Here is a 25,122-nt window from a genome sequence, read left to right on the forward strand (position 1 = left end):
TGTTCAACGCCGACTCTGGGGATCGAGGGCATCCCGTAACCCATCACCAATAAAATTAATACTCAACACCGTCAGAAAAATCGCCAAACCGGGGAAAATCGCCATGTGGGGGGCGGATTCCAAATAGTTTTGCGCGTCGAACAACATTCGCCCCCAAGTGGGAACGTCTGGCGGAAACCCCAATCCGAGAAAACTCAACGTCGATTCAATTAAAATGGCACGTCCGACGGCTAACGTGGCCGCAACGATCGCCGTTCCCAAAACGTTCGGAAACAGGTGAACCCAAATCAAGCGACTCGGCGTCGCTCCCAACGCACGGGCCGCCGCTACGAAGTTCGTTTCTCGCAACGAGAGAAATTCCGCCCGAATCAACCTCGCCACCGACATCCAGTTGAGGCTACCAATCACCACGACGATGAGGAGAAAAACTCCCAATTCCGGACCGGCGATCGCTTTGAGAGAATCGCGAAACAAATAGACAATTAACAGCAACAATGGCAGTTGCGGCAACGCCAAAAACAAATCCGTTACCCGCATCAACAGTCCGTCGAGCCATTTTCCATAAAATCCCGCGATCGCCCCGACGAAAATTCCCAATCCCATCGACACCACCATCGCCGCAACTCCCACTGACAGCGAAACGCGGCCGCCCCACAGAACCCGAGCGAGTTGGTCTTGTCCCAAATCGTTGGTTCCGAAGGGATGTTCTCCACTTGGCGGAAGACTCGATCGCCCGAAGTCAATTTCACCGATGGGGACATCGTACAGCAGCGGCCCGAAGATCGCTCCGAAGACGATAACGCCCAACACGATCGAACCCAAAACCGCCGTGCGATCGCGGCGAAACCGTCGCCACGCATCTCCCCACAGCGATCGATGGGGCATTTGAGAGACAGCAACCGGAGACGGAGTGACCATGTGGGGAGAAGGGGAGAAGGGGAGAGGGGGAGAAGGAGAAGGGAAGACAAGGAAGACACCTGGGGAGTCGGTGCGTGACGAGTCGTTGGTTTACAGCATAGTTCTCGTATCTTTAAGTCACGCATCCTTGTCTGTTGGCGGTGTACATTGGCGGTGCGTGACGATTTATCGGTCTAAGGATTTACACCCTATATTTCAGGTCACGCACCCTACGACTACGACTACGATTACGACTGTCTTAACTCTTCACTCTCCACTCTTCACTCTCACCTGAATTTCCCCCCAGCGATACAGTTTGACAAAGGTTTGGGGGTCGAAGACAGCCCAAGCGTTCAAGCCCAAACACAGACTGGCTAAGGCGAGTAAAACGAAGGTGGGAACGCGCACGACCCCGATCGCGAACCACGTCCAAACGTGCAGAACCATCGCCACCGCTAACAGACTGGCAATTCCCGCAGACATCCACCGTTGCCAGGGCGATCGCGCGATCGCCGTCAGTACCATAGTCGCCAAAGTTGCCAACAGGTTACTCGGCACCAACACCGCACAAATACCAACACAGTGAATTCGCGACAACTCCGCTAACGCGGCTAAATCGAAAAAAGAATTCAACATACACGCCTCGCTCACACTGCTTTTTACGGTATCTCGTCTGTTGAGTGAATGCTAGAGCCGTCAGGAAGACGAGCAACAAATCTTCACGGCCAGTCCGCCAAATTTCGCGCGAAATCTGAAAGAGATAGCAGACGAACGCGATCGCTCTCCCTGGCGGCTTGTCGCATCGCGTCCGTGTTGTACCCCCAATCGGCCAGATACAGGCGCAGGTGGGTTAAATCCCCTTGACTGGCCACCGATTGCAAGGTTTTCAAACGATCTTCCACGAACCAAATTCGCGACTCGGGGTCTTTCTCCACAAAGTCCCGTAAAATCTCGAATTTCGGACGTTTGACCTCCTTTCCGAACAGTTGTCCCTCTGCCAAGGTAACGCCCTGTTGTTGCAAGAGCGATCGCACGAACCGCCCTTCTTTCGTGGTGATAATCACCCAAGGCATCCCCCGAGACTGCCACTGTTGCAACCGTTCCACCACGCCGGGATAAAATTGATGAAGCGACAACCAGCCCTCGAGGTCGTCTGCAATCGAGCGATCGCGCACCCCGTCCACCGCTTCGGCTAAATCCGACACCGCCCAGCCTTCCTCGGCGACTAAACTGCGACAGAGTTCGGGCCAGTGTTGCAAAATCCGCTCTTCCTCAATGCCTTTGAGCCTTGCGTGTAATACCACGGGCATTTCCCATCCCGTTTCCACCACCGGACGCAGGCGATAGAAACTTTCAGCCAACTCCTCCGGCGGCGTCAGTTCCGTCGGTTTAGCCATAAGACAGTAGGCTTTCCAAGCCGTTTGGAAATATTCCACCAGTCCGTTACAGACCACACCATCGAAATCGAGAGCGAGTAATGTAAGAGTGAGATCGGTCGTTGACATCGGGCAAACTCGATACAGACCTTTTTAGATTCCTCGAATTTCCAACTCACGTCAATCTGTCAAGTTTCTTAAAAGTTCGAGCGGGTTCGCAGGTGAAAGTTTTTACAATGGGGTGAAGATCTCGATCGATCTCCACGGTGTAACGTGCCGATATCGCGGGTCGAGCGTTGCATCCTCCAAAACCGAAAGCATCAACCGGAGATCGGCGGGGGGGGTGCGCGATCGCTCAAAAACTCACGTGTCGATCGCATTGGTTCGCTCGGAAACGTCTAGATCCGCCAAAAGTTCTCCTGTATTAACGTCACCCGTTTGTCGAGTCGTACTGACACACGGGCTGCGCGATCGGAGACAATAACAATAGACCCAGCTAGCGTGCGTCACCATGATTTTTTGTCTCAACCCCGACTGTTCGCACCCCCGGAACCTCGACGACGCAACTCACTGTCTCAGTTGTGGCTCTCGCCTCAAACTTAGAGGACGCTATCGCCCCACCAAACCGTTAGCTCAGGGGGGGTTCGGTCGCACGTACCTAGCAGTAGACGAAGATCGGCTCAACACCTTTTGCGTCATCAAACAACTGTTACCCCAGGGAACCGGGAGCGACGCGACCCCGAGTACCCACGAAAAAACCATCGAACTGTTCTATCAAGAAGCCACGCAACTGTCTCTACTCGGCGAACATCCCAACATTCCCACCCTATTCGCCTTTTTCGAGGAAGAGTCCCGCCTGTACTTGGTACAAGAATATATCGACGGTCATACCCTCTGGCACGAACTCGAACAAAACGGTGCCTTTAGCGAAGCCCAAATCAAAGAAGTTTTCGCGCAGTTGCTCCCAGTATTGCGCTTCGTTCACCGACACCAAGTCGTCCATCGCGATATTACCCCCGTCAACATCCTGCGTCGTCAAAAAGACGGACGGCTGATGCTTATCGATTTCGGCGTGTCCAAACAACTGACGCGGGACACCCTGTCCGAACCGGGAACGAAAGTGGGAACCGTCGGCTATGCGCCTCTCGAACAACTGCGAAGCGGCATCGCCTATCCCGCCAGCGATATTTACAGTTTGGGCGTGACCTGCATTCAACTGCTGACCAACGCTCGCCCTGATACTCTCTTCGATCCTTTGAAGGGCTGGCGATGGCGGGAAAAACTAGCCTCCCAACACCGTTCGGTGGGCGATCGCCTCGGACGCATTCTCGACAAAACTATTCAAGAGCGACTGGTCGATCGCTACCAGTCAGTCGACGAGATCGTTCGCGATTTCAAAAGTCCCCACTCGAAAAAACCCGCTCGCCGTCGGCGGGTGAAGAATGCAGTCGCAACCGGCTCTCCTACCACAAACCGTCTCCCCGAAACGGCCGTCGAAGGGCCTTCGTCGGGGCGATCGCGAACGACGACACCCCAGCCTCTACCGCCCCATCCCTCCCGTCCGTTGCCCTCAGACCCGCCTCCAACGCGACGGGAAGAGTCCGAAATCGCGCCGATTTCCCACGCCCCACCCCTTCCGACAACTCGAGGTTGGCACTGTGCCTACACGCTACCCGCTCCCACGTCGCTGATTACCTCAGTAGCATTGAGTCCGGGGGAACAGTGGGTCGTGGGGGGATGTTTGGATAACAGCATTTTGGTGTGGAACCTCCGCACGAAAAAACTCCAGCACACTCTGTCACAGCATCGGCGTCCTGTTAACGCCGTCGCGATTTCTCCCGACGAAGCCGTCTTGGCCAGCGGTAGCGACGACGCCACGATAAAGTTATGGAATCTTCACACCGGACAGCTCATCAACACCCTCAGCGGACATCTGCGCGGCGTAACGTCGGTGGTGTTTGCGGCTGATGGATCGTTTCTCGCCAGTGGCAGTAAAGACCGCACCGTTCAAATTTGGGAACCGAAGCAGTCCCAAGCCAGTACGACGCTCACCGCTCGTTCGGGCAGTATTAAAACCATCGCCGTCTCACCCGACGGTCGCTGGCTGGCCACGGGGGGACTCGACAATAAAATTCACCTGTGGGACTTGCGCGATCGCACTCTGATTCACACCCTCTCGGGACATTTAAATTCGGTGTTGGCCGTGGCGATCTCTCCAGACGGAAAACAACTGGCCAGCGGGAGTAAAGACCGCACTGTAAAACTCTGGGATCTCGAAACTGGAACCGAACTCGAGACCCTTTCGGGCCATTTGTGGGATGTCAACGCGATCGCCTACATCGCCCGCGATCGCGCCTTAGTCACCGCCAGTAACGACAAGACGATTAAGGTCTGGAGCCTCCACGACTATCGCGTTCGATACACGCTCTCGGGTCACATGGGCGCCGTGCAAGGTGTCGCCGTCAGTGCGGACGGTACAACCATCGTGTCGGGCAGTTGGGATAAAACGATTAAGGTGTGGAACTGGCACGGAAAAGGTTCGATCCTCTAGATCGGCGATACAAAAAGCGTGTTTTCGAGAAACCCAATTTGCGAAAAATTCAGTCCACAAACTTCCCGTTTGAGTTTGAATAAAAAACTCTATGCCGAGGGTCAAACTCGGCGTGAAAAAGGCAGAAGAAGTCAAATTAGTGGGTGCATCTCAAAAATGTAAATTCATCGGACACGAGCTGATACGGAATCCGAATTTAAAATACTGGTTTTGCCCAACCCAACAAGTCCCTCTATGGGTGCATCTCACTTTTGCAAAAACATCACTTTGGGGTGGCAAAATTCCCGATTAGCACTTCCGGTATAAGATCCCCGGCATCTCCAAGATGCCGGGGATCTGGAAATTGAGTGCGCCCAATTCGATGAATTTACATTTTTGAGATGCCCCCTATCCCCCCTTCGCCCCCCTTTCAAAGGGGGGCGAAGGGGGGATGGTTGGGGGGATAGGGGGCTAAGGGGGGATGTGGTGAAGACTTCTTGAAACCTAGCTTATCGGATATGGATTCCATATTATACAGTTTTTAAAAAAACTTTATAGAGTAAGGGTGCTAGCGATTTCTTGCTTGGTAAGTCCAGAAGAGTCCCATTTTTGGGCGAATTATAAGCACAAACCATAGAATAACCTTTTCGTCATCATTACTGTATAAAACTATCTTAATTTAAAACCCCGATCTGATTGTAAATCGGGGATTTAAGAGATTATTCGATTGCAAACATAACATTACTTGATTTGATAATGGCGTAAGCCTCTTTTCCGTCTGTTAACTCTAACCGTTCTGCTGAGGCTTTTGAAACAATTCCCACAATTTCGATACCCGGTGCAATTTCTAGGGTGATTTCCGAGTTCACAGTTCCGGGAACGAGTTTGGTGACTTTACCTTTGAGGGTATTACGAGCAGTTAGTTTCATGCTTGCTTAACGATTCAATGAGATCGAGATCGATGATAGTAGAAGATCCCCGTGGGAAAAGGTATCTTAGGTTACGATCGCAACCATCGGTCAACCCGCCGCGATCGCCGTGCCATACTAGACTCAAGACTCGAATCAACGTTTAAGAAAACGTATCGTAGACATCAGGTAAAGTCATATGGCCGGTTTAAAAATTTTGATGCTCGTCGGGGATTTCGTCGAAGACTACGAAGTCATGGTTCCGTTTCAAGCTCTGCAAATGGTGGGTTACACCGTAGACGCTGTCGCGCCGGATACCAAAGTCGGAGATAAAGTTCGCACCGCCGTCCACGATTTCGAGGGCGATCGCACCTACAGCGAAAAACCGGGTCATTACTTCACCCTCAACGCCAGTTTCGAGGAAATTCGCCCAGAAATCTACGACGCTCTAGTGATTCCCGGCGGACGCGCTCCCGAGTACATCCGACTTAACAAGCGCGTTATCGAAATCGTACGCTACTTCGCCAACGCCAAAAAGCCGATCGCAGCGATCTGTCACGGGGCGCAACTGCTCGCAGCGGCCGACGTTCTCCACGGTAAAACTTGCTCGGCCTATCCCGCCTGTCGTCCCGAGGTCGAACTCGCGGGTGGAACTTACGCTGAAATTCCCGTCAACGAAGCGATCGTCGATGGAAATCTCGTCACCGCCCCCGCTTGGCCCGCCCATCCGCAGTGGTTAGCGAAGTTTCTCGAGGTGTTGGGAACTCGCATCGAACATCGAGCAACGGCCGCTGTCTAGAATCGATGTTCCCTCTTTTGCCCGTGCCCATTAAGCCGGTTCCATTTGACCAAAAATAATGGGTTTCAAGCCCCGCCCCCTTCGACTTGGCTCAGGGCAAGCCTTCGACTTGGCTCAGGGCAAGCCTTCGACTTGGCTCAGGGCAAGCCTTCGACTTGGCTCAGGGCAAGCCTTCGACTTGGCTCAGGGCAAGCCTTCGACTTGGCTCAGGGCAAGCCTTCGACTTGGCTCAGGGCAAGCCTTCGACTTGGCTCAGGGCAAGCCTTCGACTTGGCTCAGGGCAAGCCTTCGACTTAGCTCACTTCGACAAGCTCACTTCGACAAGCTCACTTCGACAAGCTCACTTCGACAAGCTCACTTCGACAAGCTCACTTCGACAAGCTCAGTGCAAGCCGTGCAAGCCGTGCAAGCCGTGCAAGCCGTGCAAGCCTTCTAGGGCGGCATTAGAGGCGCTATGATGATACTAATAAGCAAACAAGTGTAAAACGATGTTTGTTCTCGAGTACAAGGTCAACCCCAAAGTGCGATTCGTTCCCGCCAAAAGTGGAAGGATAATCCTGAAGCGTGGACGGGGCAAGTATTCTAACCTCTAGAACCTTGACAACTGGATATCGATGGCGGTGAAAGTCCGCCCTGCGAGGTGTATCGCTGAAAGCACTTCCCCCACGGTAGCGACTGGTCATCAATCCGTGAAGCGGGGATGAAAGGCGGTTAAGCTCGGGTCTAAACGATTACCCCGTCGAGCAAGTGCCTACGGGTAGGAAACGAAGCCATGTTTGAAGCGCCGTTACGACCAACCTGCGAAATTAGACTGACACGCAGGAACCAAAAGGTTAAGGATAAAGGGGAGGCAAATTTGGGCTGACCTCCCATACACCCAGAACAAACCCGGCGTAGAGTGGCGCCCTAACAGCACAACCAATCGATATCTGGAACGAAGTAACCTCCCGTTATGCTCTCAGGAACAAGGTCGAAATCCTGAGTAGGAAACCATCCGCAAGCTAACGAGAGGAGAGATTGAGTCAGAAGCGAACGCCAGCTTGTAATGAGTTGGATATGCTGACGGACTCACGATAATTTGGAAGATAAAGCCTGAGTAACAGAAAATGTCCAAAACGACTGACAAAAGTACGGTGAGACTGGAATGGCGTCAAACAGACTGGAAATCAGTCGAACGCCGAGTATTCCGTCTGCAGAAACGGATTTATCAAGCCAAGCGTCGTGGTGACGTAAGAACAGTTCGCGGACTCCAAAAGTTATTGCTGAAAAGCTGGTCAGCCAGACTATTAGCAGTCAGAAGGGTAACACAAGACAATCAAGGCAAAAAGACGGCAGGAGTGGATGGGGTCAAATCTCTATCACACAAGGCACGTATGAGCCTTGCAGGTCAATTGAAACTCGGCTCGAAAGCCAAACCTGCAAGACGGGTTTGGATACCTAAACCGGGTCGGGATGAAAAGAGACCATTAGGAATACCCACCATGTATGACCGCGCAGTTCAAGCCCTAGTCAAAATGGCACTTGAGCCACAATGGGAAGCTGTGTTTGAACCCAACTCCTATGGCTTCAGACCTGGGAGGTCTTGTCACGATGCAATAGGAGCTATTTTCAATGCCATCAGGTACAAACCTAAATGGGTATTAGATGCCGATATTGCAAAATGCTTTGACAGGATTGACCATAATAGTCTACTTAACAAGCTCGAAACATTTCCCGCCATTAGACGACAAATCCGGGCATGGTTGAAAGCTGGGGTGATGGACTCCAAACAGCTATTCCCGACGAATGAGGGTACGCCTCAAGGGGGTGTAATTAGTCCCCTATTGGCGAATATAGCCCTACACGGTATGGAAGAGAGCATCAAGGACTTGATGGAAAGACTACCTGGAAAAAGTGGTCGGAGAGACCGAAGACAGGCAGTATCCTTAATTAGATACGCCGACGACTTCGTAATCATCCATGAAGATCAGGATGTAATTCAAAAATGCCGTGACCACATTCAAGAGTGGCTGAAAGGAATTGGGCTAGAACTTAAAGAGGCTAAAACTCACCTCACCCATACATTGGAAGGTAAAACCCCCGGATTCGACTTTCTCGGTTTTAATATCCGGCAACACAAAGTTGGAAAATACAAAACCGGAATGAATACTAAAGGGGAGCTTCTAGGGTTCAAAACTCTCACTAAACCCAGCAAGAAAGCCATCCAAACCCATTACCACAAATTAAAAGAGATAGTCGATTCTCACATCGCCGCACCGCAAGAAGCCTTAATCAGGCATCTTAACCCGGTCATCAGGGGATGGAGTAACTATTACTCAACGGTGGTATCCAAGGAAGCCTTCTCTCGAATGGATAGTCTTCTATTCAGGAAATTGCTCCAATGGGGGTAAAGGAAGACATCCGAAAAAGATGGTAAAATGGATAGCTCGGAAATACTGGCAAACGATTGGCAATCATAACTGGGCATTTGCAACTCGCTCGGAGTCAAACCCGATGCAGTTAAGAAGCCATAGCGAAACACCGATTGTACGCCATGTAAAGGTTAAAGGCGAAGCCAGCCCATATGACGGGAACTTGAAATATTGGAGTTCAAGAATGGGTAAACAACCTGGAATACCTTCGAGAGTATCTAAACTCTTGAAGAAACAGAAAGGGAAATGCGCCCACTGCGGACTAACGTTCCGTGAAGAAGACGTGATGGAAATCGACCATATCATCCCCAAATCGAGAGGTGGAAAGGATATGTATAAAAACCTCCAACTTCTTCATCGGCATTGTCACGATGTTAAAACTGCCAATGACGGCAGCCTTGGTACTCATGTCAAGAGCCAAGTTGTTGAGGAGCCGTGTGAGGTGAAAGTCTCACGCACGGTTTTGAAGACGAGTCGGGTAGGCGACTGCCCGGCTTAGTTTAATCCTTATCAAATCGAAGCAATTAACGAGGCGATTCGGACGACTCAGTTCATCCGCAATAAAGTCTTGCGTTACTGGATGGATAATCGAGGCGTGGGGAAGGCTGAGCTATTTCGGTACAACACACGACTGAGAAAAGAGTTTAAGTTTGCGGTGCGACCCCGCGCCGTCGTACGGGGGGGCATCTCAGTTTTGCAAAAATATGAGAATTGGAGGCTGAAATCCTTATTCTCTCGTATAAATTTACATTTTTGAGATGCACCCACATCTTGCCCCTACTTAGGCACCACGAAATTCACCAACCGCTTCGGAACGACGATGACTTTCTTAATCTCCTTATCGCCGACGTGACGCTGCGCCGCTTCCGACTCCCGCGCCAACTTCTCCAACGTTGCTTTATCCGCCTCCGCCGGAACCTGAATGTTACCGCGAACCTTACCGTTGACCTGAATCACCAAGGTAATCTCGTCTACCACCAAAGCAGTTTCGTCCACTTCCGGCCAAACCTGCTGGTGAATCGAGTCGCGGCGTCCCAACAAATGCCACAATTCCTCAGCCATGTGCGGCGCAAAGGGTGCCAGCAACTTCAACAACGTCTCGATTCCCTCGGCATATACTGGGGAATCCGTACATTTGGCGTCGTTCAAGGCGTTGCTGAGTTTCATCAACTCCGAAACCGCCGTGTTGAACTGATACTCACCCTGTAAGTCCTCGCTGACTTCTGCAATGGCGGTGTGAACGGCGCGGCGTAAATCTTTCTCGGGTTTCGAGAGATTGTCGTTGTTCGCCGCTTTCATTTCAGAACCGTTTTCCGCAAAGTCCGTCACCAGCCGCCAGACGCGATTGAGGAAACGATACTGTCCTTCTACGTCGGCGTCGTCCCATTCGAGATCTTTCTCGGGAGGTGCTTTGAACAGGATAAACATCCGCGCCGTGTCCGCACCGTACTTCTCCAAAACTTGCAACGGATCGACGCCGTTGAGTTTCGATTTGGACATTTTTTCGTAAAACACTTCCAACGGTTCCCCGGTTTCGGGATCGCTGGGATCGTCCAAATTGAGAATTTGGTCGATGGGGATGTATTTCCCGGTTTTGGGGTTTTTGTAGGTCATCCCCTGAACCATTCCCTGGGTGAGCAACCGTTGGAAGGGTTCGTTAAAGTTCAGGTTGAAGCGATCGCTCAAAAATTTGGTGAAGAACCGCGAGTACAACAGGTGTAAAATCGCGTGTTCGATCCCGCCGACGTATTGATCGACGGGCATCCAATCGTTAATTTTACCCAAGTCGAAGGCGGCGTTGTCGTTGTTGGCGTCGGGATAGCGTAGGAAGTACCACGAGGAATCGACGAAGGTGTCCATCGTGTCCGTTTCCCGCTTGGCTGGCGTTCCGCAACTGGGACAGGGGACGTTTATCCATTCGTCTAACTGCGCCAACGGAGACAGACCGCGTCCGCTAAACTCTACGTCTTCGGGGAGTTGTACCGGAAGCTGGTCTTCGGGAACGGGAATCGCCCCGCATTCGGGACAGTGGACGATGGGAATCGGTGCGCCCCAGTACCGCTGACGGGAAATCAGCCAATCTCTCAGGCGGTATTGGATGCGGGCTTTCCCAAAACCCTGTTCTTCGGCGTAGTCGATGATCGCTTGTTTTCCGGCTTCGGAGGGGGTTCCGTCGAACTGGCCCGAATTCACCATGACGCCGGGTTCGGTGTAGGCGTCGGTGAGTTCAGTGTCGGGGTTTTCGGCGTTTTCGGGAACGATGACGGTTTTGATGGGTAAGCCGTTTTCGCGGGCGAATTTGAAATCGCGGCGATCGTGGGCCGGAACGCCCATGACTGCGCCAGTTCCGTATTCGTAGAGGACGTAATCGGCGATGAGGATGGGGATTTCTTCGCCGGTGAAGGGGTTGAGGGCGGTTCCGCCGGTGGGAATTCCCCGTTTGGGTTTGTCTTCGGCGGTGCGATCGATCTCGCTTTCTTCGCCCACTTCTTGGATGAAGGCTTCGACGGCGTCGCGGCGATCGCTCGTGGTGACTTGCAAGGTCAGGGGATGTTCGGGGGCGAGTACCACGTAAGTTACACCGTACACGGTATCGGGACGCGTGGTGAAGACGCCGATTTTGTCGTCCCGTCCGACGATGGGAAATTCGAGATAGGCTCCTGTGGATTTGCCAATCCAGTTGGCCTGCATGGTTTTGACGCGATCGGGCCAGCCGGGGAGTTCGTCTAAGTCAGACAGTAAGCGATCGGCGTAGTCGGTGATTTTGAGGAACCACTGTTTGAGGAGTTTTCGCTCGACTTTCGCGCCGCTGCGCCAGGAACGACCTTCGCTATCGACTTGTTCGTTCGCCAGAACCGTCTGGTCGATGGGATCCCAGTTGACGGCGGATTCTTTTTGATAGGCCAATCCGGTCTCGAAGAACTGTAGGAAAATCCACTGCGTCCATTTATAGTAATCGGGGGCGCAGGTGGTGACTTCGCGATCCCAGTCGAAGGAGATGCCCAGACTTTGCAGTTGCTGGCGCATGCGATCGATGTTTCGATCCGTCCATTTTGCCGGTTGGACGCCTCGATCGATCGCCGCGTTTTCGGCCGGAAGTCCGAAGGCGTCCCATCCCATGGGGTTGAGGACGCGATAGCCTTGCATCCGCTTGAGTCGCGCGATGACGTCGGTGATGGTGTAGACGCGCACGTGACCCATGTGCAGGTTCCCAGAGGGGTAGGGGAACATGGACAGGGCGTAGAATTTGGGCTTGTCGTTATGGTCTGGGGTGCGATCGAGTTGCTGTTGCGCCCAGGTGTTTTGCCACTTGTTTTCGAGGGATGCGGGCGTGTATCGAGACTCCACGGGGATTACTCCTGCTCGGCGTTCTGTCTGATGTGCATCGTTTATTTTGGCACATTGGGCTCGATCGCGTCAGAGGTGGCGATCGCGAGTCGTCGGCGATACAGGCAACCCCGGTATTTTACCCATACCGGGGTTCCGATCGGTTGCGTTCGACGGCAACGTTCGATCGCGCGTCGAACGGTTCGGAACAGAGTTTACATCCCGAGGATTTCGTAACCCGCATCGACGTAGAGAATCTGTCCGGTAATTCCACTTGCTAAATCGCTGCACAGGAAGGCGGCGGCGTTTCCGACTTCCGTTTGGGTTACGGTACGACGCAGGGGAGCGCGTTCTTCAAAATGGCGGAGCATATCGTGGATTCCACCCACCGCCGAAGACGCCAGGGTGCGGATGGGGCCGGCGGAAATGGCGTTGACGCGCAGGTTTTGAGGACCGAGTTCGTCGGCGAGATAGCGCACGTTCATTTCTAAGGCGGCTTTGGCGATTCCCATCACGTTGTAGTTGGGGATGACACGCACGCCGCCGAGGTAAGACAGGGTAATGATGCTTCCGCCATCGGCCATTAGGGGTTTGGCTAACGCCGCCATTTGGACGAGGGAGTACGAACTAATTTCGATCGCCCGGAGATATCCCTCGCGGCTGGTATCGCTGAAATCGCCGCTGAGTTCTTCTTTCCCCGCAAAGGCGAGACAGTGAACGAGGATGTCGAGTTTGCCCCATTTTTCAGAAATGGCGTCGAACAGGGCGCGGGTTTGGTCGTCGTTTTGAACGTTGCAGGGTAGAAACAGACTGGGATTGAGGGGTTCGACGAGGCTCGCGACTTTCTTTTCGTGGCGGCCGCGATCGTCGGGGAGATAGGTGATACCAAGGTCGGCTCCCGCTTGGTGAAGTTGTTGGGCAATTCCCCAAGCGATCGAGCGGTTGTTGGCAATTCCCGTTACTAATGCGTGTTTTCCTGTGAGATCGAGCATAAGTTGAATCAGTGTCGTCGTCGGTAGTCAGTCGCGATCGGGTTCGACGGGAGACTTACCCGCCGACGTGCCGTCGGGTTCGAGATGGTCGAGCTTTCGGCTAAGATATGGTCAAGATATCACTAGCAGTTGCGTAAAGATTCTACAATCGTGAGTGAACCTTTTCGTTGAAATGACTGCCTCGAGGTCGATCTCCAGGGGGAGCGTATCGGATTTTACCAATTTTTTTTGAAGAGTCAACTTAAGTAGTGTAAAGTGCGTACCGCCACTGACGGGCAGTACGCCAGTTAACCCGAAGTCGTCCCCGTCTTTACGATCGATCGGGCGAGACGCGACTCGGACGCATTGGACAGGGGGAGGAAGATGGTAACGATGCAAGACAGACCACTAGCAGCAGTGTTTCGGCAGATGGGAAGCGGGACGTTTCCACCCGTCGTCGAGACTTACGAACGAGGGAAAACCATCTTTTTCCCAGGCGATCCCGCCGAACGAGTGTATTTTTTGCTCAAGGGTGCGGTGAAGTTATCTCGGGTTTACGAAGCCGGAGAAGAGATTACAGTTGCCTTGTTACGGGAAAACAGCGTCTTCGGCGTGTTGTCACTGATTACGGGACATCGCTCGGATCGGTTTTATCACGCAGTCGCGTTTACCCCCGTCGAGCTGTTGTCGGTTCCCATCGACCAGGTGGAAAAGGCGCTGAAAGACGATCCGGATTTGTCGATTTTGATGTTGCAGGGGTTGTCGTCTCGGATTTTGCAGACGGAGATGATGATCGAAACGCTGGCGCATCGAGATATGGGATCGCGCTTGGTGAGTTTCTTGTTGATTTTATGTCGGGATTTCGGCGTTCCCAGCCCCGACGGGATCACCATCGATCTCAAGCTCTCTCACCAGGCGATCGCCGAAGCGATCGGTTCGACGCGGGTTACGGTGACGCGCCTGCTCGGGGATCTGCGCCAGGAGAAGATGATTTCGATTCACAAGAAAAAAATTACCGTTCACAATCCCGTCGCACTCAGCCAGCAGTTTACGTAAACGTTTTCGGACAATAGCGGTAGAATGGCATCCGTCGCGTTTGTATGCGACGGTGTGCTTGGAGTGTTTCGGAAAACAGCGAGGTATGACCACCAAATGCGCCCCCGAGGGGTCTGTTGGGGTGTGGGTGTCGGACAGTCCGATCGCCTCGAGCGGTCGGGGTTGCGTCGTGGAACCGACCAGGGGAACGACAGCGGTGCGATCGCGTCAGCGGTGCGTCGCTCTTTCGCCCAAACGACCCTTTGAAGTACGTGGTGGGACACCATGATCGCGGGATACGTTTTGATTGTGTCCATGTTAGTCCTCGGTTGTGCGATCGCCACTGTCGGCGATCGGATCGGAACGAAGGTGGGAAAAGCTCGGTTGAGTTTGTTCAACCTGCGACCGCGCAAAACCGCGACGTTGGTTACGATCGTTACGGGAGGACTAATTTCGGCGTCGACGTTGGGAATTTTACTGGCGGTGGACAAGCAGCTACGGACGGGATTGTTCGAGCTAGAGGAAATTCAACAGGATTTGTATTCGGCCCGGCGGGACTTCCAGCAAACCCAGCAGCAAAAGGAAAAAGTCGAAGAAGACTTAGTCGAGGCTCGCCGACGCCAGCAACAGGTTCAGCAGCAGTTGCGATCGCTCGATCGCGCCTTAGAAACAGTATCTCAGGAATTGTCCGAGGTTCTCGAGCAGCAAGTGCTGACGGAGGAGCAGTTGGCGCGAACGGAGACGCGACTTCAAGAGGCGGAGGTGCTGCGGCGAGAGGCGGAAGTCGAAATCGCCCGCATCGAGGAGCAGTTGAGTCAGACGCTGTCGCAAAAGGCGACGCTTGAAGGGGAAATCGCCCAGTTACAAGCCGAACGTCAGGAACTGATCGCGCGAACCGAGCGCGTCCGGGCGCAGTTGGCGTTGCGCGATCGCGAAATCCAGCGCAACCAAGCGTTGTTGGCGCGACAGGAACGGGAATTGAGCCAACAGGAACGGTTGCTCGCTCAGCGGGAAGGGCTTTTAGCTGAATTGGAGCTACAACAGCAGTTGCTCGAACGTCAGGTGCGATCGCTCGAACAGAATTTTCAGCTCTTGCGGGAGCGCCGCGTGGCCATCGGTCGCGGACAGGTGTTAGCCTCTGCAACGGTGCGCGTCACCGACCCGGACAAAGCCGATCGCGCGGTGTTGGCGTTGCTTCAGGAAGCCAACCGGGTGGCGGTACAACTGACGCGTCCGGGGGTAGACGAACCGGAAGAACCTACGGTGCAGATTGCGCGATCGGAGTTAGAGCAGTTGGTCGATCGCCTGTCTGACGCTCGAGAATACGTGGTTCGCGTCCTGTCGGCGGGAAACTACATCTTGGGCGAGGAAAACGTTCAGGTGTTTTTCGAGGTGATGCGAAACGAAATCGTCTTTGAGGAAGGAGAAGTTATCGTGGCGACGACGATCGACCTCGACGAGACGACACCGGAAGGGGCGATCGAAAAGATATATTGGTTAGTCGAAGCGGCGCGATTTCAAGCTCAACGTCAGGGGATCTTAGCCGAACGCATCGAAATCGGCGACGGTCGCCCGGAAACGGTGACGGCGTTTTTGGACGCAGCCAGCGAACTCGAGGGAAACATCGAAGTGCGAGCGATCGCCCGAAATTTGACCTATACGTCGAGTTTGTTGCGGTTAGATTTAGTCGTCGTTCGCAACGGCGAAGCGCTCTTAGAAACGACCGAATCGGAGCGCGAAAGCCAGTGAGGGCGAAGACCGTCGCCCTCAAACCTCAATTCCTTCGATCTCCGCGTCCGAAAGGTCGTAGAGTTCCCGCAATTTTTCTAACTTTTCTTCGTCGGGATGCCAAAATCCCCGCCCGTGAGCTTCCAGCATCCGCCCGACAATGTTGCGAAACGCTTCCGGGTTGGCTTTCCGCAACTTAGCCGCCATCTCTGCATCTAAGGCGTAGGTATCAGAAGCTTGGTCGTACACCCAGCCTTCGCGAAAATCCGCCGTTCCCGCCCAACCCATCAACGCCGTCATGCGTTGGGAAATCTCGTACGCTCCCCCCGAACCTTGGTCGGCCATGGCGTTGGCCCATTTGGGATTGAGCAGTTTCGAGCGATACTCCAACCGCAACACTTCGTCTAACTTGCGTGGGGTGGTGTCTTTAGAAAAACTCTCGACGACGTTCGTGGCGACTTTCGCCCCCGATTTCATCTCGGCGGCTTTTTTCAAGCCCCCCGTGTTGGCGTAGTACTCCTGAATGTCCGTCAAGCCATATTCGACCGAATCGATTTCTTGCACCACGCGCCCCGTGGATTTTAACAGGGTGTCGAGAACTTCAGGACGGGCTTGGCCGTTGTCCTGGCGTCCGTAACTGTAACTGTTGCGATCGCGCCAGGTATCGCCCAATTCCTCCTCGGATTCCCAGTTACTATCGACGATGCGATCGTTGACTAACGACCCGAAATCCCCCGCTGGGTTGGAAAACAAACGCGCCGAGGTATTCTCAACTCCCCGATCTTTCAATTCTAAAGCGTGTTTGCGAATGAAGTTCTGAGAAATCTCCTCGTCTGCTTGCGCCGCCCGCACGAACAAGTCGTCTAACAACTCGATGATATTGGCAAAGCTATCGCGGAAAATCCCCGATAGGTTTCCCAAAACGTCGATACGCGGATGTCCGATCGCGTCGAGGGGTTTCAACTCGTAACGAACGATGCGCCCGGTTCCCTCTTTCACGGGTTCGGCGCCCACGAGTTCTAATAAAATGGCGATCGATTCTCCTCGGGTTTTAATAGCATCCAATCCCCACAACATTACTGCCACGGTTTCGGGATAGTTACCCTGTTCTTCGAGATGCTGTTCGATCAGTTTCTGGGCGATTTCTCGACCCCGCAACGTCGCCGCTGGCGAAGGCATTCGATAGGGATCGAGAGCGTGAATGTTTCGCCCGGTGGGTAACACGCCGATTCCGTCTCGTAACAGATCTCCGCCCGGTGCTGGAGGAATATATTCGCCGTTCAATCCTCGCAAAAGGTTCGTGATTTCTTCTGGAGTTTGCGACAATAATTCTCGAATCATTCTAGCTTCTTTTAATGACTCAGATTGCCCGTTTTGGTCTGTATTTAAAATATTTGTATCCTGAAATACCACGGCAGAAATCAACTCTGGAGGCAGTCGATCTTCAAAATAAGCTTTGAGATAAGACTCGAGTTCTTCAGGTTCCGGCTCTTTTCCTAAAACGTGCAATCCCGAGGAAAACAAACGCTGTTCGACCACTTGCAAATACTCGTAAATTTTGATAAAATATGGGTTTAAAACCTCGTTACTAAACAATCTTGAATTTTCCAGCGTGAAGGAAATGCCGAGTTTTTGTGCCTCTTCTAACGGACAGTCTGCACTGAGTCCGCTATCGACAATTTTTTGACAAATGACTTCTTTTAAGGCGGTGTTTTTTTGCGGATCTTCTCGGTATTCTCCAATTAACTCTCGCAGCGAGGCGAGTTCCTTATAAAGCCCCGCCCGTCCGTAGGGTGGGACGTTGTGAGAAATCAACACGCCGTAACCGCGACGTTTGGCTAACATGGATTCCGAGGGATTGTTGGCGGCGTAAATGTAGAGGTTGGGAATATTCCCGAGTAAAATATCCGACCAAGAATAGCCCGTATTTCCCAAGGGAGAACCGGGCAACCATTCCACCGTTCCGTGCATTCCAAAATGAACGATCGCATGAGGTTGATATTTATTTTGCAACCACTTATAAAACGCCGTATATTGCGGGTGCGGTGTCATATCCCGCTCGAACATCAACCGCATGGGGTCGCCAGATAAGCCTAACGGCGGTTGCACGCCAATCCAGACGTTTCCTAACTGTACGCCACCGATCGCAAACTCGTCGCTGTATGTTTTGATTCCCGTTCCCGTGAGGGATTTCCACTGTTTTTCGATGCGGTGAGTCAGGAGATATCCCAACCAGCGATCGAGAGTTTTAGCGTTGACGGTCGTAATCTCTTTTTCCAGGGGATTGGCTTCGTCGGCTTCCTTGACTCGGCGAATCAGTTCCTCGCCGTCTTCGGGAATTTCTCCCACATCGTACCCTTGCTCTTTCAACGCCTGGAGAACCTGAACGAGCGATCGCCCCACGTTCAACAACGCCGCCGTTCCCACCGCTCCGTATCCCGGCGGGAAACCATAGAGAATCACGGCAATTTTGCGCTGTACTGGGGGCGTATTTCGCAACGCAATCCAGCCTTTCACCCGTCCGATGAGCCGTTGCACCCGTTCGGGAATTAAGTAAATTTCTTCACCCACCAAACCGCCGAGGGGAACCGTATCGATCGCCCCGTCGAGTTCCGGTAAGGCGTACAACACCACACTCTGCAACCCACCGATTCCCTGTCTCGTCCACGAATAAATATCTTGAATTAACAGCGGTGCGGCGATGATATATGGAACGTTTTTCGCCGAGAGAATGCGTTTGGCTACTTCCACCTGTCGCCCCGCTTCCATCGAACCCGCCGGACCGCCAACGAGGGGAAATCCAATCGTCGAGACGATCGCGTCCACTTCCACCGCCTCGTCCGACAGAGACAGCGACGCCTTTTCTCCCCGTTGGCGTTGCTGGGTTTCGTAAGCCGTCGTCATCCAATCTCTAACGGCGACGTGACCTTCCACGCCGTTAATGAAAATGGGAAGCGGCGTCAGTCCCGCGTTTTCAAAGTAACGAATCAGTTTGTGGATGTAGGGCTGTTTCGTGACGACGTGCTTGCGATACAGCAGAATTCCAATAACCGGAGACACGTCTCCCTCTCTCCCCCTCTCCCCCTCTCCCCCTCCTCGACGCCGATACCACTGCAAATAGGCGTTCGGCGAGGTGAAGTAACCGTCGTAATCGGGATGTAGCAGCCCCATGTTGGGAGTTTCGATGGGTTCGGGAATCTCGCCGACAGACAGGCCGAGGTATTTTTCCCCCAGCGTCCAGAACATGGCCGCGACGTTTTCCGTTCCGCCCGCGTTCCAATAACTGTAAACGATGAGCCAGTTGCGGAGGTCTTGCACCTTCTTGACGGGAACGAATTTGAGGAGTTTCGGCCCGACTTTGAGAAAACTGAGATATCCGGCGAGTTTGTCTTCTTCCCGTCCGCTGGAAAACTTGCTGAGGATAAATTGAACGGGTTTGGGCATTCCTTTGGGTTTTTCGCCGATACTGAACGCCCCGAGTTGCGTCAAACTCATCAGTTCCAACGCCGACTCGAACACGAGGCGAACGGGGATATCTCGGACTCGTTCTCGCAGCCAAAGAACGCTGTCGTAGTCGAAGATGAGGCTGGCGAAGAAGACATCAGCCCCGTCTAAGGCGGCGGCGACGCGGTTCGGTTGGTGGCTGAGGTCGCGATCGCTAAAGGTGAGAATCTCGAGTTCGGGACATCGCGATCGCGCCAATTCCGCCGCTTTACGATACAAGTCCGCGTTGAACGACTCAAATCCAGCAATCAGGACGATGCGTGCCATAATCCCAGCGTCTCCAACGGCTCTCGGTACTTTGATTGTAGCGAGGTTGAGGGGAAGTGAGGGCAGTTTCACGCAAGGGGCGATCGCCAGGGGTTCCTCTGGTGTCGAATTTTTAAGACAGTCGCTCTATATCTTCGGTTGTGGACGGTCGATGAGGATATTGCAATAGAGATTGTTGCCTCTCTCAAAAAACTTCCGAGTTTCTATTGAAGATCCATCCGAAAAAATACGTATTTTTTTTGTAAAATGATTGTTTTGCAAGTATATTTACAGTGAATATATTGTTGTCGGGTCGCATGAAAGCAGTCTACCCAAAAATAGGTAATATACCGTATAATCCAAGCAAATCAGAAACTACAGTGATTGGGTTCGGTATTCGATATGTCCCAGCACACCAAAAATTCACATATTTATTCCGAAACTTTACAGAAAGTTGTCAGTCTCCTTAAAAGATTGTGTTTACACTAGAGGCAGAAGAGGTATTTTCTGTCTAGGCTGAGGAAAGTAATGCAGCAATACTTAAAACTGATATTAGGCGCCGCCCTATCACCGGTTGCTATCTTGGCGGCGACTTCCGCTCAAGCAGGCTCCTTGAACTTTTCCGTCTCTCCGTTTACAGGGAGTGACGCCAAAGTCGATGTTTGGTTAACCGATCTTGACAACGGCAGTGTTCAATTTGACTTCAAAGTCGATAAAACGGTAAATATTGCCGATTTACGCGGTATATTTTTCGATGTCAATGATTCTTCGCTCGTCAGCAACTTAGACATCACAGCGAACGCTAACCCATTCTCTGACATCGACAACGACAACTTCTACAGCATTGGAAGTAACGACATTTTCACGAGTAGGTCGGGAAATCTCATCAAAGCAGATAAGGCGGCTCTCAATGGTGGTGTCGATTCGAGTCAGTATCCCAACGCAACCGCCCCGTCTGATGGCTTCAATGTCGCTCTTGAAATTGGCAGCCAGGGTCTCAAGGGTGGACGAGACGACTTCCAAGCAACATCGTTTATCGTCAAGCATTTAACGGATACTCTGTCGGTTGAGAACTTTGCCAATCAAAAATTCGGCGTCCGCATACAAAGCGTGGGAGCCAATCGACAAGGAAGTACAAAGATGTTTGCGTCATCTCCGAGCGTTCCGATTCCCATTCCGACGCCCCAATCGACACCGCAACCCACAGAAATTCCCGAACCGTCTGCGGTTTTGGGCTTAACGCTCGTCGGAGCTACGTTCAAACGCTTTCGCTATCGTCAAGCCAGCTAATTAGCTGTTTGATGAGTCCGTACCTGTAACTTTAGCGTTTGACAACCCGGTGCTACGACGGTTGTTTGACGAACACTTTACTGTCAGATGCAGAAACCGTGTAAGAGAGAAGGCCGTCGCGGGTGTGAAGGACGATCGCTCTGGGATTCATCGCGGCTTCGATGGGTCTGTGTAAGCGTCAGGACGAGCGCGACGATGGTTAGTACCCCGTAAGTCAATCAAATTTGGTGCATCTTCGATCGCGTTCCCAGCCTCACGCTGGGAATGCTTGTTTTCAGACCGTTTTTCGATCCGTTTTTCGATCCGTTTTTCGCCTAGTCTGTCAGCGATCGACCCCTCAACCATCGCTGAAATCCAGCTTTCTGAAGCTCGATCGCGATTTGTCCGATAACGAGCGGTAACACGCTCGCCGCCAAAATTAACCCCCAACCCTCGACACCGGGACGCACGACTTGCAGCACGTCCGCCAAACCGGGGAGATATACCGAGGTCAGCAGCAGTCCGGTACAGATGAGTAACGCACCCCACACGTAGGGATTCTGCACGATTTCGTTGCGGAACAGGGGAGAGTTGCGATCGCGCATATTAAAAACGTGCCACAACCGCCCGAACGCTAAACTCAAAAACGACACCGTAACCGCCAAGTCTTGCGGCCAGTTCAACGGCCCCAAACACAGCCAAAACACGGCTAACACAGTTACGCCGATGAGAACCCCGTAACTGGCGATCGAACGCCAGTGGCGTTTGGCTAAAATTGGTTCCTGGCTGTCTCGCGGCGGTTGCTGCATTAAATGGGGACTTCCCTCTCCGACCCCCAACGCTAAGGCGGGAAACACATCGTTGACGGCGTTGAGAAACAGAATTTGCAACGGTAACAGCGGAAGCGGGGCGTTAATCAACGCGGCGATCGCCACGGCCACGATTTCCCCAGTATTGCCCGAGAGCAGGTAAATCGTAAACTTGCGAATGTTGCCGAAAATCGCCCGTCCCTGTTCGATCGCCGCAATAATGGTGGCGAAAGCATCGTCTTGCAATACCATATCCGCCGCTTCGCAGGCGACCTGTGTTCCCCGTTTCCCCATCGCCACGCCGATGTCAGCTTTTTTCAACGCGGGGGCGTCGTTGACCCCGTCCCCTGTCATCGCGACCACGTCGTTGTTGTTTTGATGCAGGGCGATAAGGTTGAGTTTTTGTTCGGGACTGACGCGAGCGAAAATGGGAATTTGACGCAGGCGATCGCGGTCTTTGTCCGAAAGCTGTTCGAGTGGTTGCAGTTCTTTCCCGAGTTTGGCCTCGGTTTCCCGTTCTGTCGTCAACCCCACCGCAAGCCCTACGTTGCGGGCGGTAATCGGTTGGTCGCCCGTCACCATAATGACGCGAATTCCAGCATCGTGACAGTGGGCGACGGCGACTTTCGCGTCCTGACGCGGGGGGTCGAGAAGCCCGCACACCCCTAATAAGGTCAAATTTTCGTAAGGGTTCGCCTCTTCATCGCCGACGGTTTTACAGGCGAAGGCCAGCAAGCGCAATCCGTCTTTCGCCATCTCCGTACAGCGATCGTTCCAGGTTTGGCGTCGATCGCCCTCCCACGCCACGACACCCTCGGGGGTCGCCACCTGAGAGCAGACAGATAGCACGGATTCGGGAGCGCCTTTGACCGCCACGAAATACCCGTCGTCGCTCTCGTGAATCGTGGCCATCATCTTCGTTTCGCTGTCGAAGGCCACTTCTCGAATTTCCGGGTATCGATCGACGAGAGGTTTTTGGTGAAGGTCTGCTTTAGCACCGGCGACCAGCAAAGCGATTTCCATCGGATCGCCGACGGCGGTACTTTCGTCGGTCTCGGGGTTTTCTGCGAGGGCGGCGTTGTTACACAGAACCCCCACTTCTAAGAGTTGGCGTAGGGTTTCGTCTTCTTGGGGATCGTAAGGTTCGCCGTCCCGTCGAAACTTCCCGTCGGTAGACAGTCCCTCTCCCGTAATCTCGACCGTTCCCGACTCGAGAACCAATTGCGCGACGGTCATGCGGTTTTCGGTGAGGGTTCCGGTTTTGTCGGTACAGATAATGTTCGTCGCCCCTAGGGTTTCGACGGCGGAGAGGCGGTTAATTAAGGCGTTGCGTTTCGCCATGCGCCACATTCCCCTGGCTAACGCCACTGTCGCGACGATGGGTAAGCCTTCGGGAACGGCGGCCACGGCGAGGGCGATCGCGGTTTCGATGGTCAGAAACAGGTCTTTTCCGCCGATGATTCCCGCCACCGCCACCAACGCCGAAATCGCTAACGTCAGCCAAATCAGGCTGCGGCCGAGTTTGTCGAGGCGTTTTTCGAGGGGGGTGATTTCTTCTTCGGCCGAGGCGGTGAGTTCGGAAATACGTCCGAGTTCGGTGTTCGTTCCCGTGGCGACAACCACTCCTTCTCCCGATCCTCGGGTGAGGGCAGTGCCGCGAAACAGGATATTTTTGCGATCGGCGATGTTGGTTTCTTCGTCTAACACCTCGGCGGTTTTGCTGACGGGAACGGATTCCCCCGTTAACGCTGATTCGTCCACTTGCATTTTGGAGGCTTCGAGAACCCGCAAGTCCGCTGACACGATGTCGCCACCTTCGAGCAGGATAATATCGCCAGGAACGAGGTGTTCGGCAGCAATTTCGCAAGCATCTCCGTCGCGACGTACTTTGGCTTTGGTTTTACTCAGTTGTTTGAGAGATTCCATGGACTTCACCGCTTGCATTTCGGTAAAAAATCCAATGGAGGCGTTGAGTAAAATGGCGATAAGGATGGCAATGCCTTCGATCCATTCTTGGAATAAAAACGACAACACTGCCGCCACGCTCAGCAGCGCGATAATTGGACTTTTGAACTGGTCGAGAAAAATATTCCAGGTGCTGCGACCTCGGGTTTCTTTGAGGCGGTTTAAGCCATAGCGTTTTTGACGTTTTCTGATTTCGGATGCGTTCAGTCCGCGATCGTCTTTAACTGAGAGTTCGGACAAAACGTCAGCAATAGGTTTTAAGCTAGCTTTTTGGCTGTTTAACGGCGGTTGAATGTTTGACATACCACTTTTAGCAACGGTTTATTTCGTCAATCGAACGATCTTATTTTATGGGATCGAATTTTGGACGTTTAGAGACTCTTTTATTATAAATTTCTGTATATTTTGCTTGACATTTAATACAAAAAGTACTAAAAACTACTCGATTCAACACCCAACTCGATTCGCTCGATCGAGTGTATTTTTGAAGTTTCAGTAAGGTACGCGTTTCTCGGTGAAGAGTGCAAAGGGAAGAGTGTAGAGCGGGAACTCCTTTTAACTCTTCACTCTACACTCTTAACTCTTCCCTGAAAAACGCCTACTCGCGCGATCGCTTGTCGAAGGATCTAACTCTCCTCTTCAGTGTCAACGGTTTCCGATTGCACGGTCAACACCGAACAGGGCGCGTTGTGCAGAACGTAGTTACTGACGCTTCCTAACACCACTTCAGCTAATCCTTTACGGCCGCGTCGTCCGACGACGATGAGGTCGGCGTTCCATTCTTTAGCTAGTTCGCAAATCCAAAACCCCGGTTCGCCGATGTTGGACTCGCAGTGCGCTCGAACGCCCCGCAACCGAGCTTCTTCTTCGTATCGCTTCAACCAGGATCTAACTTCCTCGAGTTGGTCTTGGTATTCGGGGCGTTCCATTTGGGGAAGTTCTGTCGATACGGGGGAATACCATCCCGCCCCGATTCCGGTTCCCAAGGGGGTGGGTGTCGGGGTGATAACTGGTTCGTTGAGAAAATGAACGAATTTAACCTCTGCGGTGTGAGGTTCGGCGATCGACAGGGCGCGATCGAACACGTCTTTATCGGCTGAGAGGGTGACAACATAGCTAGACCCCCTGCCTCACAAGGGATAGAGCCTCTAGCCCTCGTTGAAAATGGAGAGATTTGTGAGGCTTCAACGCCATGAGCGCCAACATCCAATCTCTCCAGAGCAGCAGGGATTGACTCCAAGCATAACCGGATAATCCGAGGGAAAAAACACTATGATGAGGAAAACCTTGAGGGGTCAGGTCTGAACGACCTAAATAGGATTGGACGTGAGATTCAAGGAGACGCTG

Annotated in this window: 15 protein-coding genes and 3 pseudogenes; 8 read left to right on the forward strand and 10 right to left on the reverse strand. The window is 52.8% G+C overall.

The window, feature by feature from the left end:
• Positions 1-3: 3 nt before the first annotated feature.
• The 3 genes from GEI7105_RS0107250 to GEI7105_RS0107260 all read right to left on the reverse strand — a co-directional run bounded on the left by GEI7105_RS0107250 (position 4) and on the right by GEI7105_RS0107260 (position 2,402).
• Entirely contained in the window at positions 4-918 is a 915-nt protein-coding gene (locus GEI7105_RS0107250) for an ABC transporter permease (protein ID WP_035492465.1), read from the reverse strand.
• 246 nt (positions 919-1,164) lie between these two features.
• Positions 1,165-1,533, reverse strand: coding sequence for a TraX family protein (locus GEI7105_RS0107255; RefSeq protein WP_017659806.1), 369 nt, complete (start codon positions 1,531-1,533; stop codon positions 1,165-1,167).
• Between the two features lie 83 nt (positions 1,534-1,616).
• Positions 1,617-2,402, reverse strand: a complete 786-nt coding sequence (locus GEI7105_RS0107260; RefSeq protein ID WP_017659807.1) for an HAD family hydrolase — start codon at positions 2,400-2,402, stop codon at positions 1,617-1,619.
• Between the two features lie 382 nt (positions 2,403-2,784).
• On the opposite strand from GEI7105_RS0107260, the gene GEI7105_RS0107270 reads away from it, so the two are divergent.
• Positions 2,785-4,824 (forward strand): serine/threonine-protein kinase, encoded by a 2,040-nt coding sequence (locus tag GEI7105_RS0107270; protein ID WP_017659809.1) that lies wholly within the window; start codon positions 2,785-2,787, stop codon positions 4,822-4,824.
• A gap of 698 nt (positions 4,825-5,522) precedes the next feature.
• On the opposite strand, the gene GEI7105_RS0107275 is transcribed toward GEI7105_RS0107270, so the two are convergent.
• Positions 5,523-5,732: a TOBE domain-containing protein gene (locus GEI7105_RS0107275; RefSeq protein ID WP_017659810.1), complete on the reverse strand. Its 210-nt coding sequence runs from the start codon at positions 5,730-5,732 to the stop codon at positions 5,523-5,525.
• Positions 5,733-5,910: 178 nt separating this feature from the next.
• Here GEI7105_RS0107275 and GEI7105_RS0107280 point away from each other — a divergent pair, with 178 nt between their 5' ends.
• The 3 genes and pseudogenes from GEI7105_RS0107280 to GEI7105_RS39745 all read left to right on the forward strand — a co-directional run.
• Positions 5,911-6,510, forward strand: coding sequence for a DJ-1/PfpI family protein (locus tag GEI7105_RS0107280; RefSeq protein WP_017659811.1), 600 nt, complete (start codon positions 5,911-5,913; stop codon positions 6,508-6,510).
• Between the two features lie 1,106 nt (positions 6,511-7,616).
• A pseudogene (gene ltrA, locus GEI7105_RS29530) lies at positions 7,617-9,420 on the forward strand (group II intron reverse transcriptase/maturase).
• A gap of 15 nt (positions 9,421-9,435) precedes the next feature.
• Positions 9,436-9,573, forward strand: a pseudogene (locus tag GEI7105_RS39745) (RNA-guided endonuclease TnpB family protein); the annotation flags it as partial.
• 125 nt (positions 9,574-9,698) lie between these two features.
• On the opposite strand, the gene leuS reads toward GEI7105_RS39745, so the two are convergent.
• The gene (leuS, locus tag GEI7105_RS0107295) at positions 9,699-12,269 is read right to left on the reverse strand and encodes a leucine--tRNA ligase (protein ID WP_017659813.1); all 2,571 of its coding nucleotides are present in this window, start codon (positions 12,267-12,269) and stop codon (positions 9,699-9,701) included.
• Positions 12,270-12,463: 194 nt separating this feature from the next.
• Positions 12,464-13,240, reverse strand: coding sequence for an enoyl-ACP reductase FabI (gene fabI / locus GEI7105_RS0107300; protein WP_017659814.1), 777 nt, complete (start codon positions 13,238-13,240; stop codon positions 12,464-12,466).
• A 363-nt stretch (positions 13,241-13,603) separates the two neighbouring features.
• Between fabI and ntcA the strand changes: the two genes are divergently transcribed.
• From ntcA to GEI7105_RS0107315, 3 genes are all read left to right on the forward strand, one after another.
• Positions 13,604-14,275 (forward strand): global nitrogen regulator NtcA, encoded by a 672-nt coding sequence (gene ntcA / locus GEI7105_RS0107305; RefSeq protein WP_026097489.1) that lies wholly within the window; start codon positions 13,604-13,606, stop codon positions 14,273-14,275.
• Positions 14,276-14,371: 96 nt separating this feature from the next.
• Positions 14,372-14,521, forward strand: a complete 150-nt coding sequence (locus GEI7105_RS38310; RefSeq protein WP_158413177.1) for a hypothetical protein — start codon at positions 14,372-14,374, stop codon at positions 14,519-14,521.
• Positions 14,522-14,539: 18 nt separating this feature from the next.
• Positions 14,540-16,003 (forward strand): DUF3084 family protein, encoded by a 1,464-nt coding sequence (locus GEI7105_RS0107315; RefSeq protein WP_017659817.1) that lies wholly within the window; start codon positions 14,540-14,542, stop codon positions 16,001-16,003.
• Between the two features lie 18 nt (positions 16,004-16,021).
• Here the strand turns inward: GEI7105_RS0107315 and bchH are convergent, their stop codons facing one another.
• Positions 16,022-19,753 carry a magnesium chelatase subunit H gene (bchH, locus tag GEI7105_RS0107320; protein WP_026097490.1) on the reverse strand — a complete coding sequence of 1,244 codons (3,732 nt, stop codon included), beginning with the start codon at positions 19,751-19,753 and terminating at the stop codon, positions 16,022-16,024.
• 507 nt (positions 19,754-20,260) lie between these two features.
• Between bchH and GEI7105_RS0107325 the strand changes: the two genes are divergently transcribed.
• Positions 20,261-21,022, forward strand: a complete 762-nt coding sequence (locus tag GEI7105_RS0107325) for a PEP-CTERM sorting domain-containing protein (protein ID WP_083862338.1) — start codon at positions 20,261-20,263, stop codon at positions 21,020-21,022.
• A gap of 314 nt (positions 21,023-21,336) precedes the next feature.
• On the opposite strand, the gene GEI7105_RS0107330 is transcribed toward GEI7105_RS0107325, so the two are convergent.
• From GEI7105_RS0107330 to GEI7105_RS39435, 3 genes and pseudogenes are all read right to left on the reverse strand, one after another.
• Complete coding sequence (locus GEI7105_RS0107330) at positions 21,337-24,078, reverse strand: cation-translocating P-type ATPase (protein ID WP_017659820.1); 2,742 nt, start codon at positions 24,076-24,078, stop codon at positions 21,337-21,339.
• A 323-nt stretch (positions 24,079-24,401) separates the two neighbouring features.
• Positions 24,402-24,860 carry a universal stress protein gene (locus GEI7105_RS29535; RefSeq protein WP_017659821.1) on the reverse strand — a complete coding sequence of 153 codons (459 nt, stop codon included), beginning with the start codon at positions 24,858-24,860 and terminating at the stop codon, positions 24,402-24,404.
• Positions 24,861-24,891: 31 nt separating this feature from the next.
• A pseudogene (locus tag GEI7105_RS39435) lies at positions 24,892-25,122 on the reverse strand (IS4 family transposase); the annotation flags it as partial.

It is taken from the genome of Baaleninema simplex PCC 7105, assembly GCF_000332355.1.
Taxonomy (GTDB): Bacteria; Cyanobacteriota; Cyanobacteriia; order Cyanobacteriales; family Geitlerinemataceae; genus Baaleninema; species Baaleninema simplex.

Excerpts from the sequence above, each read along its gene's own strand:
- GEI7105_RS0107250 (WP_035492465.1), bottom strand. The coding sequence starts at position 918 with ATGGTCACTCCGTCTCCGGTTGCTGTCTCTCAAATGCCCCATCGATCG.
- GEI7105_RS0107255 (WP_017659806.1), bottom strand. The coding sequence starts at position 1,533 with ATGTTGAATTCTTTTTTCGATTTAGCCGCGTTAGCGGAGTTGTCGCGA.
- GEI7105_RS0107260 (WP_017659807.1), bottom strand. The coding sequence starts at position 2,402 with ATGTCAACGACCGATCTCACTCTTACATTACTCGCTCTCGATTTCGAT.
- GEI7105_RS0107270 (WP_017659809.1), top strand. The coding sequence starts at position 2,785 with ATGATTTTTTGTCTCAACCCCGACTGTTCGCACCCCCGGAACCTCGAC.
- GEI7105_RS0107275 (WP_017659810.1), bottom strand. The coding sequence starts at position 5,732 with ATGAAACTAACTGCTCGTAATACCCTCAAAGGTAAAGTCACCAAACTC.
- GEI7105_RS0107280 (WP_017659811.1), top strand. The coding sequence starts at position 5,911 with ATGGCCGGTTTAAAAATTTTGATGCTCGTCGGGGATTTCGTCGAAGAC.
- fabI (WP_017659814.1), bottom strand. The coding sequence starts at position 13,240 with ATGCTCGATCTCACAGGAAAACACGCATTAGTAACGGGAATTGCCAAC.
- ntcA (WP_026097489.1), top strand. The coding sequence starts at position 13,604 with ATGGTAACGATGCAAGACAGACCACTAGCAGCAGTGTTTCGGCAGATG.
- GEI7105_RS38310 (WP_158413177.1), top strand. The coding sequence starts at position 14,372 with ATGCGCCCCCGAGGGGTCTGTTGGGGTGTGGGTGTCGGACAGTCCGAT.
- GEI7105_RS0107315 (WP_017659817.1), top strand. The coding sequence starts at position 14,540 with ATGATCGCGGGATACGTTTTGATTGTGTCCATGTTAGTCCTCGGTTGT.
- bchH (WP_026097490.1), bottom strand. The coding sequence starts at position 19,753 with ATGGCACGCATCGTCCTGATTGCTGGATTTGAGTCGTTCAACGCGGAC.
- GEI7105_RS0107325 (WP_083862338.1), top strand. The coding sequence starts at position 20,261 with ATGCAGCAATACTTAAAACTGATATTAGGCGCCGCCCTATCACCGGTT.
- GEI7105_RS0107330 (WP_017659820.1), bottom strand. The coding sequence starts at position 24,078 with ATGTCAAACATTCAACCGCCGTTAAACAGCCAAAAAGCTAGCTTAAAA.